The sequence below is a fragment of the Mycobacterium sp. 1081908.1 genome (assembly GCF_001673535.1).
In the GTDB taxonomy this organism is placed as follows: Bacteria; Actinomycetota; Actinomycetes; order Mycobacteriales; family Mycobacteriaceae; genus Mycobacterium.
The window spans coordinates 16,830-29,482 of record NZ_LZLY01000105.1; the positions used below are offsets into that span (position 1 = coordinate 16,830).

Annotated in this window: 11 protein-coding genes and 1 pseudogene; 1 reads left to right on the plus strand and 11 read right to left on the minus strand. The window is 70.5% G+C overall.

The genetic code is table 11. The annotated features are described in order from the left end of the window. Positions 1-191: 191 nt before the first annotated feature. From pdxT to pdxS, 3 genes are read right to left on the minus strand one after another with little or no spacing between them, the layout of a single operon-like run. Positions 192-788 (minus strand): pyridoxal 5'-phosphate synthase glutaminase subunit PdxT, encoded by a 597-nt coding sequence (pdxT, locus tag A5655_RS17535; RefSeq protein WP_067012055.1) that lies wholly within the window; start codon positions 786-788, stop codon positions 192-194. After that, positions 785-1,621, minus strand: a complete 837-nt coding sequence (gene tesB / locus A5655_RS17540) for an acyl-CoA thioesterase II (RefSeq protein WP_067012057.1) — start codon at positions 1,619-1,621, stop codon at positions 785-787. The genes pdxT and tesB overlap by 4 nt, the downstream gene beginning before the upstream one ends. Positions 1,622-1,630: 9 nt before the next feature. Beyond that, complete coding sequence (pdxS, locus tag A5655_RS17545) at positions 1,631-2,545, minus strand: pyridoxal 5'-phosphate synthase lyase subunit PdxS (RefSeq protein ID WP_067012059.1); 915 nt, start codon at positions 2,543-2,545, stop codon at positions 1,631-1,633. Positions 2,546-2,665: 120 nt separating this feature from the next. Here pdxS and A5655_RS17550 point away from each other — a divergent pair, with 120 nt between their 5' ends. Then, positions 2,666-4,327: a PE-PPE domain-containing protein gene (locus A5655_RS17550; RefSeq protein ID WP_067012062.1), complete on the plus strand. Its 1,662-nt coding sequence runs from the start codon at positions 2,666-2,668 to the stop codon at positions 4,325-4,327. Between the two features lie 4 nt (positions 4,328-4,331). On the opposite strand, the gene A5655_RS17555 is transcribed toward A5655_RS17550, so the two are convergent. The 8 genes and pseudogenes from A5655_RS17555 to A5655_RS28330 form a co-directional block, all read right to left on the minus strand. Continuing rightward, positions 4,332-5,375, minus strand: a complete 1,044-nt coding sequence (locus A5655_RS17555; protein WP_067012064.1) for an NUDIX domain-containing protein — start codon at positions 5,373-5,375, stop codon at positions 4,332-4,334. Then, positions 5,375-6,499, minus strand: coding sequence for a glycosyltransferase family 4 protein (locus A5655_RS17560; protein ID WP_067012066.1), 1,125 nt, complete (start codon positions 6,497-6,499; stop codon positions 5,375-5,377). Before A5655_RS17560 ends, A5655_RS17555 begins: the two co-directional genes overlap by 1 nt. Then, complete coding sequence (locus tag A5655_RS17565; protein ID WP_067012082.1) at positions 6,499-7,401, minus strand: phosphatidylinositol mannoside acyltransferase; 903 nt, start codon at positions 7,399-7,401, stop codon at positions 6,499-6,501. Before A5655_RS17565 ends, A5655_RS17560 begins: the two co-directional genes overlap by 1 nt. 17 nt (positions 7,402-7,418) lie before the next feature. Beyond that, a complete protein-coding gene (gene pgsA, locus A5655_RS17570) occupies positions 7,419-8,051 on the minus strand; it encodes a phosphatidylinositol phosphate synthase (RefSeq protein ID WP_067012068.1) in 633 nt (210 codons plus the stop codon). After that, positions 8,048-8,608: an HIT domain-containing protein gene (locus A5655_RS17575; RefSeq protein ID WP_067012070.1), complete on the minus strand. Its 561-nt coding sequence runs from the start codon at positions 8,606-8,608 to the stop codon at positions 8,048-8,050. Before A5655_RS17575 ends, pgsA begins: the two co-directional genes overlap by 4 nt. Beyond that, on the minus strand, positions 8,601-10,655 hold the full coding sequence (gene thrS / locus A5655_RS17580) for a threonine--tRNA ligase (protein WP_067012072.1): 2,055 nt from the start codon (positions 10,653-10,655) through the stop codon (positions 8,601-8,603). The genes A5655_RS17575 and thrS overlap by 8 nt, the downstream gene beginning before the upstream one ends. Positions 10,656-10,716: 61 nt before the next feature. Further along, positions 10,717-11,340, minus strand: a complete 624-nt coding sequence (locus A5655_RS17585; protein WP_369807230.1) for a PaaI family thioesterase — start codon at positions 11,338-11,340, stop codon at positions 10,717-10,719. Positions 11,341-11,380: 40 nt separating this feature from the next. After that, positions 11,381-12,653 (minus strand): annotated as a pseudogene (locus tag A5655_RS28330) (PE family protein); the annotation flags it as partial.

Here is a 12,653-nt window from a genome sequence, read left to right on the forward strand (position 1 = left end):
CTTACCTCTTCTTTGACATGCTGGTGCTCGATAACTCGCCCAACGAGTCTACGTGGGCGGTGGATGCGGATTGCCCGGCGCTCTCCACGACCGCCACCCTTTATGCCCACCTCATAGCGACAACGGCTGTCGCTATGAGGTGGGCAAAAAGCCACCTGCCCCCGTCCCGGGACCAAAGTGACGGATGTGACTTACGCCTCGCCCCGAACGATGTCGACGAACATGTGGTGGATGCGGCGGTCGCCGGTCATCTCCGGGTGGAACGCGGTCGCCAGCATCGGGCCCTGCCGCACCGCGACGACGTGCCCGGCCGCGCGGGCCAGCACCTGCACCCCGTCGCCGGTCCGCTCGACCCAGGGCGCGCGGATGAACACCGCGCGCACCGGCCCGTCGAGGCCGGTGAACGGGATGTCGCCCTCGAAGGAGTCCACCTGCCGCCCAAAGGCGTTGCGCCGCACCGTCATATCGATCGCGCGCAGCGGAAGCGCCTGCCGGCCCCTGGCGCCGGCCTCCAGAATCTCGGTGGCCAGCAGGATCATGCCGGCGCACGCGCCGTAGGCGGGCAGCCCGTCGGCCAGCCGCCGGCGTAGCGGCTCGAGCAGGTCCAGGTCGAGCAGCAGGTGGCTCATGGTGGTGGATTCCCCGCCGGGGATGACCAGCCCGTCCACCGCGTCGAGCTCCTCGCGGCGGCGGACCGGCATCGACTCGGCTCCGGCCTCGCGCAGCGCCGCCAGGTGCTCGCGGGTGTCGCCCTGCAGCGCCAGCACCCCGATCCGCGGGGCGCTCACGGCTGGTGCCCGCGCTTGTAGCGGGTCAGCCCCTCCTGCATGACCGCGGCGACCATCTCACCGGTCTGGGTGAAGATCTTGCCCTGGCACAGCGACCGGCCGCCGCTGGCCGACGGCGACGACTGGTCGTAGAGCAGCCACTCGTCGGCCCGGAACGCGCGCATGAACCACATCGCGTGGTCCAGGGACGCCACCTGCAGGTGCTCGCGCACGTCGAGGTGGGTGACCTGCGCCGATCCCAGCAGCGTGAGGTCGCTCATGTAGGCCAGCGCGCAGATGTGCAGCACCGGGTCGTCCGGCAGCGGGTCGCGGTGGCGAAACCACACCTGCTGCTGGGAGGCCTTGCCCGCCGAGAGCCGCAGCTGTTCGCGCGGCACGATGCACACGTCCCACTCCTCGAACTGCTTGAACCCGGCGTCGTCGAACACCTTGATCGAGTTCAGCCCGGGCAGGCCGTCGGGCGGCGGCGCGGCCGGCATCACGTCTTGGTGGTGAATGCCTTCTTGATCGGTCTGGAAGGACGCCGACATGGAAAAGATGGTCTCGCCGTGCTGGATGGCGTTGACGCGCCTGGTGGCAAACGAGCCGCCGTCACGGATGCGCTCGACGAGGAAGACCGTGCGCTCCTTGGCGTCGCCGGGCCGCAGGAAGTACCCGTGCAGCGAGTGCACCTGGTAGTGCGGGTCGACGGTGCGCACCGCCGAGACCAGCGACTGCCCGGCCACGTGGCCGCCGAACGTGCGCTGGAAAAATCCCGACTCCGGGCTGAACACGCTACCGCGGTAGATGTTGACCTCGAGCTGCTCGAGATCAAGGATCTCTTCGATCGCCACGGGCTGTTTTTACCAGCCGCGTTCGGCCAGGCGATGCGGCTGCGGGAGCTGCTCCACGTTGATGCCCACCATCGCCTCGCCCAGCCCGCGCGACACCTTGGCCAGCACGTCGGGATCGTCGTAGAAGGTGGTGGCCTTGACGATCGCGGCGGCGCGGTGCTCGGGCGCCCCGGACTTGAAGATGCCCGAGCCCACGAACACCCCCTCGGCGCCGAGCTGCATCATCATCGCCGCGTCGGCCGGGGTGGCGATGCCGCCGGCGGTGAACAGGGTGACCGGCAGCTTGCCCGCCCGCGCCACCTCGGCGACCAGGTCGTAGGGTGCCTGCAATTCCTTTGCGGCGACGTACAATTCGTCCTCCGACAGCGACGTCAGCCGGCGGATCTCGCCGCTGATGGCGCGCATGTGCGTGGTGGCGTTGGACACGTCGCCGGTGCCGGCCTCGCCCTTGGAGCGGATCATGGCCGCGCCCTCGCCGATGCGGCGCAGCGCCTCGCCGAGGTTGGTAGCGCCGCACACGAACGGCACGGTGAACTTCCACTTGTCGATGTGGTGGGTGTAGTCGGCGGGGGTCAGCACCTCCGACTCGTCGATGTAGTCCACCCCGAGGCTCTGCAGGATCTGCGCCTCGACGAAATGCCCGATCCGCACCTTGGCCATGACCGGGATGGTCACCGCGGCGATGATGCCCTCGATCATGTCGGGGTCGCTCATCCGCGACACCCCGCCCTGGGCCCGGATGTCCGCGGGGACCCGTTCCAGCGCCATCACCGCGACGGCCCCGGCGCCCTCGGCGATGCGGGCCTGCTCGGGGGTGACGACGTCCATGATGACGCCGCCCTTGAGCATCTCGGCCATACCGCGCTTGACGCGCGCCGTGCCGGTCTGGTTGGCCTGGCCACCATTTGCCTGGGCGGTGTCCACTTCTCTCCTTCGCTCCGTCAATGCCTGCACCAGTCTAGTGGTGGCCAACAAACCGGTTTTTCCAGCTCGGGCGCGGGACCTGTCATAGGCTCGGTTGCTTAGCGAGAAAGAAACGTAGCGATGAATTTCGCCGTGTTGCCGCCGGAACTGAATTCGGCGCGCATGTTCGCCGGTCCGGGCCACGGCCCCATGCTGGCGGTAGCGTCGGCCTGGGACGGGTTGGCCGACGAGTTGCGCGCCGCGGCGAGCTCCTTCGCGTCGGTGACCTCCGGGTTGGCCGGCGACGCCTGGGCGGGACCGGCGGCCGCGGCGATGACGAGCGCGGCCGCGCCGTACGCGGCGTGGTTGAGCGCGGCGGCGGGCCAGGCCGAGCAGACCGCCGCACAGGTCCGGATGGCCGCCGGCACCTTCGAGACGGCGCTGGCCGCCACCGTGCATCCGATTGCGGTGGCCGCCAACCGGACTCGGCTGCTGTCGCTGATCGGGTACAACCTGCTGGGCCAGAACGCCCCGGCGATCGCGGCCGCCGAGGCCGAATACGAACAGATGTGGGCGCAGGACGCGGCGGCGATGTCGGAGTACTACGCCGGCGCCTCGGCGGCGGTCGCGCAACTGGTGCCGTGGCAGGGGCTGCCGCAGAACCTTGGCAGCGGAAACGTCGGCGTCGGCAACATCGGCATCAACAACGTCGGCAACGGCAACATCGGCATCGGGAACCTGGGCAACTCGAACTTCGGCATCCAGAACACGGGCAATCAGAACATCGGCATCGGGAACACCGGCAACTGGAACGTCGGCTTCGGGAACCCGGGCAACGGCAGCGTAGGGGTGCTGCTGGTCAACGAAAACCAGGTGGGTGCCGGCGGGGCGACGGCGTTGATCATGGGCGGCACCGGCCTCGGCCCGCTGCCCCGGCCCATCGGCGTGCTGACCGCCGAACAGTTCATCACGCACACCCATCCCGACTACCTCGCGCAGTTCGTGGTGACGCCCTCGAAGCTGTTTCCCTTCACCGGGCTGGACAGCCTGACGCTGGACCAGTCCGTGGCCCAGGGGGTGCAGAATCTGAACACGGCGATCGCGGCGCAACAGGCCCTGGGAAACCACGTCATCGTCTTCGGCGGCTCGCAAAGCGCCGTGGTAGCCACCGTCGAAATGCGCTATCTGCAAACCCTGCCGATCGGCGTGCGGCCGGCGCTGGATCAGCTGTCCTTCGTGCTGATCGCCAACCCCGACCGGCCCGACGGCGGGTTGCTGGCGCGCCTGCCCGGTTTCTCCATACCGGGCATTGGCTTCACGTTCTACGGCGCGACCCCTACCAACGCCTACCCCACCATCGACTACGCGGTCCAATACGACGGCGCCGCCGACTTCCCGCAGTATCCGATCGACATCCTGGCCGACGCGAACGCCATCGCGGGCTTCCTGTTCGTGCATCCCGCCTACAACACCGTGACCGCCGGGCAGATCGCGTCCGGTGTGGTCCAGCCGGTGTCGCCGGCGGACACCCTGACCACCTACGTCCTGATTCCCAACCCGAACCTGCCGCTGCTGGACCCGCTGCGCGCCATTCCCCTGGTGGGACACCCGCTGGCGGACCTGGTCCAGCCGGACCTGCGGGTGCTCGTCGAGCTGGGCTACGACCGCGCCGCCTACCAGGACGTGCCCACGCCGTTCGGGCTGTTCCCACAGATCGATCCGGCCACGCTCGCCGCCGAGCTGCAGCAGGGGGCGGTGCAGGGGGTCACCAACGCGCTGGCCGACGTGGGGTTGCCGCTCTGAGACCTCAGAGGATGGGCTGAGGCGCCCCGGCGACGCCGCCGTCGGCGCCGTTCGCCAGCCGGTTGGCCGCGGCCAACAGCTCGCCCAGTTGCCGCGGGTACACCTGCTCGCCGGCCTCGGTCAGCTCGGCGATGTCCTTCGCGTCACACCAGCGGGCGCCGTGAATGTAACTGCGTTCCAGCTCGGTCCGCCCCGCCAGGGACGGCTCGAACCGGCGGGTGCGGTGCAGCAGGTAGAACTCCTCGCTCTCGATCAGCGAGCCGTTGAACTCGAAGACCTCGTCGCGCCGCCAGACGGGTCCGATCATGTCGGCCGGCTCGACCCGCAGGCCGGTCTCCTCGGCCAGCTCCCGCGCGGCGGCCTCGGCCAGCCGCTCGCCGTTGCCCACCTCGCCGCCCACGGTGAACCACCACCGCGGCGCGGCCCCGTCGCCAAACGCCGGGTTGGCCGGGTCCGAGCCGCACAGCAACAGCACGGCGCCGGACTCGTCGAGCAGCACCACCCGCGCCGAGGTGCGGTGGTTGGGCACGCCGCGCTCGCCGTGGGCCAGCGCGTGCGGCCGCTCCAGGATCTCGAAATAGCTTGGCAGCGCGGCGGTTCCGCCCAGCCGAAGGGTGCGGACCAGGAATCGCTCACGCAGCGCGAGGGTGTCGCGAACGGCGTCGTTGTGGAAGCGGCGGGCCAGCACCACGCGGGCCTCGGCGTCGGCCAGCTCGGCGATCAGGCCCGCGGGCAGCGACGCGGGATCGACCGTCGCCAGGGCGGCCGACAGCTCGTTCTCCGCGTTCTCGCGGGCCGGCCGCGGCGCGCGTTCCGCGGCGTCGGCCAGCGCCGCCAGCCGCCTGCCCTCGGCGGAATTGCCGTACCCGTCGATCGCCACGGCCCGCGCCACCACGGCGCGTCGCGCCAGCGCCCCGTCGAGTGCCTGCCACGACAGGTCGTAGCGGACATGCAGCCGGTCGAGCCGGTGGGCCGTGCGGTAGGCCCAGCCGCCGGCGAAGCCGACCAGCGCCACCACCACCACGACGGCGATGACGAGCCACGTCATCAACTGGCCACCTGGACCTTGGTTCCCGACCCGGCGACCGTCTCGTACACCCGCATGATCTGGCTGGCCACCACCGACCAGTCGTAGCGGTGGACGGCCTTTGAGCCGGCCGCCACGTAGCGTTCGCGCAGGGCATCATCGGCCAGCACCTCGATCAGCGCGTCGGCCAGCGCGGCGCCGTCGTCGACGGGCACCAGCCGCCCGCAGTCCCCGTCGCACAGCACCCGCCGGAAGGCATCCAGGTCGCTGGCCACCACCGGCGTGCCGGCGGCCATCGCCTCGACCAGCACGATCCCGAAGCTCTCCCCGCCCGTGTTGGGCGCGCAGTACACGTCGGCGCTGCGCATCGCCGACGCCTTGCCGGCGTCGTCCACCTGGCCGAGGAAGCGGATGTGTTCCACCAATTCGCCCGCCTGCTCGCGCAATTCGTCCTCGTCGCCGCGCCCGACGATCAGCAACTGCACATCCGGGTTGCGCTCGACCACGCGGGGCAGGGCCTCGAGCAGCACCGTCATCCCCTTGCGGGGCTCGCCGTAGCGGCCCAGGAACAGCACTGTCCTGCCCGGCCGCGGATAGCCATCCAACCGCGGTGCCGCGGCGAACGACTCCACGTCGACCCCGTTGGGGATCTCCACCGCGTCGGTTCCCAGCGCCTCCATCTGCCAGCGCCGGGCCAGGTCGGACACCGCGATCCGGCCGACGATCTTTTCGTGCATCGGCCGCAGGATGCCCTGAAAGACGGTCAGGGTAAGCGATTTGGTGGTCGACGTGTGAAACGTCGCGACGATCGGGCCCTCGGCGATGTTCAGGGCCAGCATCGACAGGCTCGGCGCGTTGGGCTCGTGCAGGTGCAGCACGTCGAAATCGCCGTCGGCGAGCCACTTTTTGACCTTGCGGTGCGTGGCCGGGCCGAACCGCAGCCGGGCCACCGACCCGTTGTAGGGAATCGGGACGGCCTTGCCGGCGGAGACGACGTAGTCGGGCAGCGAGGCGTGCGGCGAAACGGGCGCCAGCACGCTGACCTCGTGCCCGCGGACACGCATCACCTCGGCCAGCTGCAGGACATGGGACTGCACCCCGCCCGGCACGTCGAACGAATACGGACAGACCATCCCGATTCGCATCAGGTTTCCCTCAGCCTCGCCTGCTTCGCATCCGACAGGTCCGCCAGCCACTGCGGCTGCATCATGTGCCAGTCCTCGGGGTGCGCGGCGATGTTCTCGGCGAACTGATCGGCCAGCGCCTGGGTGACGGCCCGGACGTCGCCGCTGCTGCAATCCAGCGGCGGGTGGATCGATACGCGCCAGCCGTCGGCTTCGTTCCAGCAGTGCGCCGGGCACAGGGCCGCCCCGGTTTCGATCGCGAGTTTTGCCGGTCCGGCCGGCATCCGGGTGGGTTCGCCGAAGAATTTCACCTCGACACCGGTGCGGGTCAGGTCGCGCTCGGCCATCAGGCACACCACCCGGTTGGCCCGCAGCCGCTCGCACAGCAGCTCGAATGGCGGCCGCTCGCCGCCGGACAGCGGGATGACCTCGAAGCCAAGGCTTTCGCGGTATCCGATGAAACGCCGGTACAACGATTCGGGTTTGAGGCGCTCGGCGACGGTGGTGAACCTGCCGCGCGTCTGCACCAGCCAGACCCCGGCCATGTCCCAGTTGCCGCTGTGCGGCAGCGCGAGCACCGCCCCGCGGCCGGTGGCCAGGGCGGCGTCGAGATTCTCGGCCCCGAGGAAGGTCTCGTCGATCCGGCGGGCCAGCTCGCCGTGGTCCATCGTCGGCAGCCGGAAGGCCTCCCGCCAGTACCGCGCGTAGGACGCCAGCGAGGCCCGCATCAGCTGGTCGGGCACCCGCTCCGGCGTCACGCCGATCACGCGAGCCAGGTTCTTGCGCAGCTGATCGGGCCCGCCACCGCGGGCCGCGTAGCGTGCGCCCGCGCCGAATGCGTTGCGGGCGGCGAACTCCGGCATCGCCCGCACGGCCATCCACCCGGTCGCGTACGCCCAGTCGGTGGCCGTGCCGCGGGTCATGCGGACCAGATCGAGGATCACGGCATCGGCTCCGTCGCGCCGGGGGAAGTGCGCACCGTGTGCAATCGCTGGACGCAGGTGACCACGCTGGCCACGGCCAGCAGCCACATCGCCACCGCCAGCGCGGGCGGCCACGCGACGTACGGAAAGTCCGACACGCCGGCGCCGACCAGCACGATGATCAGCCGTTCCGGGCGTTCGATGATGCCGCCGTCGCCGCGCAGCCCGCTGGCTTCGGCCCGCGCCTTGATGTAGGAGATCACCTGCGAGGTGACCAGGCAGATCAGGGTCGCCACCGCCAGCGGCTTGTCGTGCAGGCCGAAGGCGATCCACCACAGCAGCCCGCAGAACACGGCGCCGTCGCTGATCCGGTCACACGTCGCGTCGAGCACCGCGCCAAAACGCGTGCCGCCGCCCCTTTCCCGGGCCATCGCCCCGTCGAGCATGTCGAAGAGCACGAAGAACCAGACCACCAGCGTGCCCGCGAACAGCTTGCCGGTCGGGAAAAGCGTCAACGCCCCCGCGACCGCGACCACGGTGCCCAGGATGGTGACGGCATCGGGCGTCAGTCCGAGCCGAAGGCAGGCCCGTGCGGTCGGGGTGGTGAGCCGGGCGAACGCCGCCCGCGACAGGAACGGCACCTTACTCATTTCTGTTTCGCCCACTCCGTGGCCAGCAGCTGGCGGGTGTCGCGCAGCAACTGCGGGATCACCTTGGCGCCCCCGACGATGGTGATGAAGTTCGCATCGCCGCCCCAGCGCGGCACGACGTGCACGTGCAGGTGTTCGGCCAGCGAGCCGCCGGCCGACGTTCCCAGGTTCATCCCGACGTTGAAGCCGTGCGGGCGCGACACGTTCTTGATGACGCGAATCGCCTTCTGGGTGAAGGCCATCAGCTCCGCGCTCTCCGCCTCGGTCAGGTCCTCGAGCTCTGAGACCCGCCGGTAGGGCACCACCATCAGGTGCCCGGGGTTGTAGGGGTAGAGGTTGAGCACGGCGTAGACGAGCTCGCCGCGCGCCACCACCAGGCCGTCCTCGTCGGAGAGCTGCGGGATGTCGGTGAACGGCTGCTCGGTCTTGCCGTTGTCGCGCTTCATCGGCGCCTCGGCCAGGTAGTTCATCCGGTACGGCGTCCACAGCCGCTGCAGGTGGTCTTGCTCACCGACGCCCCGGTCGAGGATCGTGTCGTCGCGCTCGGAGTCACTCACCGCCGGTTACCTTCACCAGTTCGGCCGTGGGAAAAGCGTTTTCGCGATCGGCGATCCACTTCACGATCGCGTCGACGGCGCTGTCTCGATCCACGCCGTTGATCTGCGTGCGGTCGCCGAAGCGGAAGCTCACCGCGCCGGCCTGCACGTCGCGGTCGCCGGCCAGCAGCATGAACGGCGCCTTCTGGTTGGTGTGGTGGACGATCTTCTTGGCCATCCGGTCGTCGCTGGCGTCCACCTCGACCCGCACGCCGTGCGACTTCAGCTGCGCGGCAACGCTTTCCAGATACTCAACGTGCTCGTCGGCGACTGGGATGCCGACCACCTGAACCGGCGCCAGCCACGCCGGGAACGCGCCCGCGTAGTGCTCGGTCAGGATGCCGAAGAACCGCTCGATCGACCCGAAGAGCGCACGGTGGATCATCACCGGCCGCTGCCGGGTCCCGTCCGGGGCGGTGTACTCCAGCTCGAAACGCTCCGGGAAGTTGAAGTCCAGCTGAATCGTGGACATCTGCCAAGTGCGGCCCAGCGCGTCCTTGACCTGGACCGATATCTTGGGGCCGTAGAACGCCGCGCCGCCGGGGTCCGGCACCAGGTCCAGCCCGGATTCGGCGCCCACCTCGGCCAGCACGTTGGTGGCTTCCTCCCACACCTCGTCGGAGCCGACGAACTTCTCCGGGTCCTTCGTCGACAGTTCGAGGTAGAAGTCGGTCAGGCCGTAGTCGCCGAGCAGGTCGAGCACGAACCGCAGCAGCGAACGCAGCTCGTCGCGCATCTGTTCGCGGCTGCAGAAGATGTGCGCGTCGTCCATCGTCAGGCCGCGGACCCGGGTCAGCCCGTGGATCACGCCGGACTTCTCCAGGCGATAGACCGTGCCGAACTCGAAGAGCCGCAACGGCAATTCACGGTAGGAGCGCCCGCGCGCCCGGAAGATCAGGCAGTGCATCGGGCAGTTCATCGGCTTGAGGTAGTAGTCCTGGCCCGGCTTGCGCAGCGACCCGTCCTCGTTGTGCTCGGCGTCGATGTGCATCGGCGGGAACATGCCGTCGGCGTACCAGTCCAGGTGGCCCGACGTGTGGAACAGCTGGGCCTTGGTGATGTGCGGGGTGTTGACGAATTGGTACCCGGCCTCGATGTGCTTGCGCCGCGAGTAGTCCTCCAGCTCGCGGCGCACGATCCCGCCCTTGGGATGGAAAACCGCCAGGCCCGAACCGATTTCGTCGGGGAAGCTGAACAGGTCGAGCTCGGCGCCGAGCTTGCGGTGGTCGCGGCGCTGGGCCTCCTCGATCAGCTCCAGGTGCTTCTCGAGCGCCTCCTGCGACTCCCAGGCGGTGCCGTAGATGCGTTGCAGGCTGGCGTTGCGCTGATCGCCGCGCCAGTAGGCCGCCGAGCTTCTGGTCAGCTTGAACGCGGGGATGTGCTTGGTGGTGGGTATGTGCGGCCCCCGGCACAGGTCGCCCCAAACGCGTTCACGCGTGCGGGGATTGAGGTTGTCGTACGCGGTGAGCTCGTCGCCGCCCACCTCCATGATCTCCGCGTCACCGGACTTGTCGTCGACGAGCTCGAGCTTGTAGGGCTCGTCGGCCAGCTCGGCGCGGGCCTGGTCCTTGGAGTCGTAGACACGGCGGTCGAACAGCTGGCCGTCCTTGACGATCTGGCGCATCCGCTTTTCCAGCTTGTCCAGATCCTCCGGCGTGAACGGCTCCGGCACGTCGAAGTCGTAGTAGAAGCCGTCGGTGATGGGCGGCCCGATGCCCAATTTGGCTTGCGGGAAAAGGTCTTGGACGGCTTGGGCCAACACGTGCGCGGCCGAGTGCCGGATGACGCTGCGGCCCTCGTCGGTGTTGGCCGCGACGGGGACGACCTCGGTGTCGGCGTCTGGCACCCAGCTCAGGTCGCGCAGCTTGCCGTCGGCGTCGCGCACCACCACGATCGCGTCGGGCGCCCCGCGCCTCGGCAGCCCGGCCTCACCGACCGCGGCGGCCGCGGTGGTCCCGGCGGGCACCCGGATCGGGTTTGCCGGGGCACGGTCGGGGGCGGCGCTCATCGGGTCGGTTCTCCAACGTCTAGGTGATTAGTCGTTGCAATGCTATCGGGGTCGACGACCCTCAGGGCTGGCCAGGCTTCAGCCGCACGAACAGCGCGTCGGCCTCGGTCAGCAGCGTGTCGCCGTCGCTCAGCCGGCCCGACACGAAGATCTTGCGCCCGTCCACCCGGTCGATGCCGGCCTCGAACTGCAATTCCTTCTCGATCGGCACGACGTGGCGGTAGTCGATCTTGAGGTAGGCGGTGCGCTGCCGGGGACCGCCGGTGATCACCGACGACGTCAGCCCGAGCACGCTGTCGAACAGCATCCCCAGCGCCCCGCCGTGCACGGCGCCGTTGCGCCCCAGGTGAAACCGCGCGAAGCGCGCCCAGCCGCGGATCCGGCCGTCGTCGCCCTTGCTGGCCTTCATCGGGATGCTCAGGATGTTGCCGCGCATCGGCAGGTCCATCCGGCGCCCGGACGGCGACTCCCACTCGTCGGCGTCGTACGGGCTGAGCAGCGCCGAGAGCTTCTCCAATTGGTCCGCGGCCTGCGTGATCACGTCGTCGGGCGCGTCGACGGCGCGGGCGTGGTCCTGCAACCTGCGCACGGCGTCGACGAACCGCCCGTAGTCCGGGCCGCCCTTGGTGGTCGGATCCGGTGGATTGAACCCGCCGCCCGGGTGTTTGTGATGGTCGCCGGCCACCAGGACACCGTATCGGTGCGGCGGCAGGTGTCAGCCGGCGCTAGGGGCCGCCGCCGCGACCACCCTTGCCGCCGTTGGCTACATCCGGGGAGTTGCCGTCGGCGACGGCGGCACCGCCACCGCCACCGCCACCGATGCTTGCTGCGCCGCCGGCGCCGCCAGTGACAGCGGCATTGCCCGCGCCGGCGGTCTGGCCGGTTTTGCCGTCAACGCCACCGCCGCCGATGGTTTGGCCGGTGCCGCCCGGGCCGCCCTGGCCGCCGGCGTATGTTTCGGCGCTGCCGCCTTGGCCGCCGCCCGCGCCGGGGCTGCCGGCGACACCGGCGCCGCCACCACCACCGCCGCCGGCGCTGAACTCGCCGGAACTGCTATTGACAAAGCCGCCGTGGCCACCGCCGCCAGAGGTGCTGAAGCTGCCGCCGTAGGCGCCGTCGGAGCCGTCATCGCCCTCGACATTTGGGCTGCCGACCCCGGCGGCGCCGCCGCCGCCACCGCCCCCGCCGGGGCCCGTGGAAGGGGTTTGGACGCCGCCGCCACCGAAACCACCACCGCTGGTGGCGACTTGGTTGCCGGATTGGGCGGTGGCGGCGCCCCCGTTGCCACCGTCACCGCCCTTGCCGGCGTTGCCGCCGGCCGTGCTCAGGCCGCCGGCACCGCCACCGCCACCGCCGCCGCCGGCAGCGGCGACGGAGGGGGCGCTGATGAAGGGGGCGACGTCGGCGTTGCCGCCGTCGCCGCCGTTGCCGCCGTTGCCGGCGGTGACGCCGTCGCCGCCGTTGCCGCCGTTGCCGCCGTGGCCGCCGGTGAAATTGGCGCTGCCGGTGCCAGTGAAGTTGCTGTCGCCGCCGTTGCCGCCGCGGCCGCCCTGACCGCCGGCGCCGCCGGCGCTATCGCCGCCATGGCCGCCGTCGCCGCCATTACCAGCGCTACTGAAGTGCACGCCCGCCGCGCCGCCCGCGCCACCGCCATTGCCACCGTTGCCTCCGGTGCCGCCGGTTCCCGCCGCGCCAGCACTGGCGCCGGGGCCGCCCGCGCCGCCGCCGGCGCCGGCCGCCCCGCCGTTGCCGCCCTTGCCGCCGTGGCCCCCACCCAACCCGTTGGTGTCGGCGCCACCGGCGCCGCCCTGGCCGCCCTGACCGCCCTGGCCGCCGGCGCCGCCGTCGCCATTGGCGCCTGCCTGACCGAACAAGGCTGAGCCTTGGCCGCCGGCCCCGCCCTGGCCGCCGCTGCCGCCCGAACCACCATCGGTGCCATTCCCGCCGCTGCCGGAGCCGGTGCCGGTGGCACCCGCCGCGCCGGTCCCCCCCCCCACC

Excerpts from the sequence above, each read along its gene's own strand:
- pgsA (WP_067012068.1), bottom strand. The coding sequence starts at position 8,051 with ATGAGTAAGGTGCCGTTCCTGTCGCGGGCGGCGTTCGCCCGGCTCACC.
- A5655_RS17560 (WP_067012066.1), bottom strand. The coding sequence starts at position 6,499 with ATGCGAATCGGGATGGTCTGTCCGTATTCGTTCGACGTGCCGGGCGGG.
- thrS (WP_067012072.1), bottom strand. The coding sequence starts at position 10,655 with ATGAGCGCCGCCCCCGACCGTGCCCCGGCAAACCCGATCCGGGTGCCC.
- A5655_RS17565 (WP_067012082.1), bottom strand. The coding sequence starts at position 7,401 with ATGACCCGCGGCACGGCCACCGACTGGGCGTACGCGACCGGGTGGATG.
- A5655_RS17550 (WP_067012062.1), top strand. The coding sequence starts at position 2,666 with ATGAATTTCGCCGTGTTGCCGCCGGAACTGAATTCGGCGCGCATGTTC.
- A5655_RS17555 (WP_067012064.1), bottom strand. The coding sequence starts at position 5,375 with ATGACGTGGCTCGTCATCGCCGTCGTGGTGGTGGTGGCGCTGGTCGGC.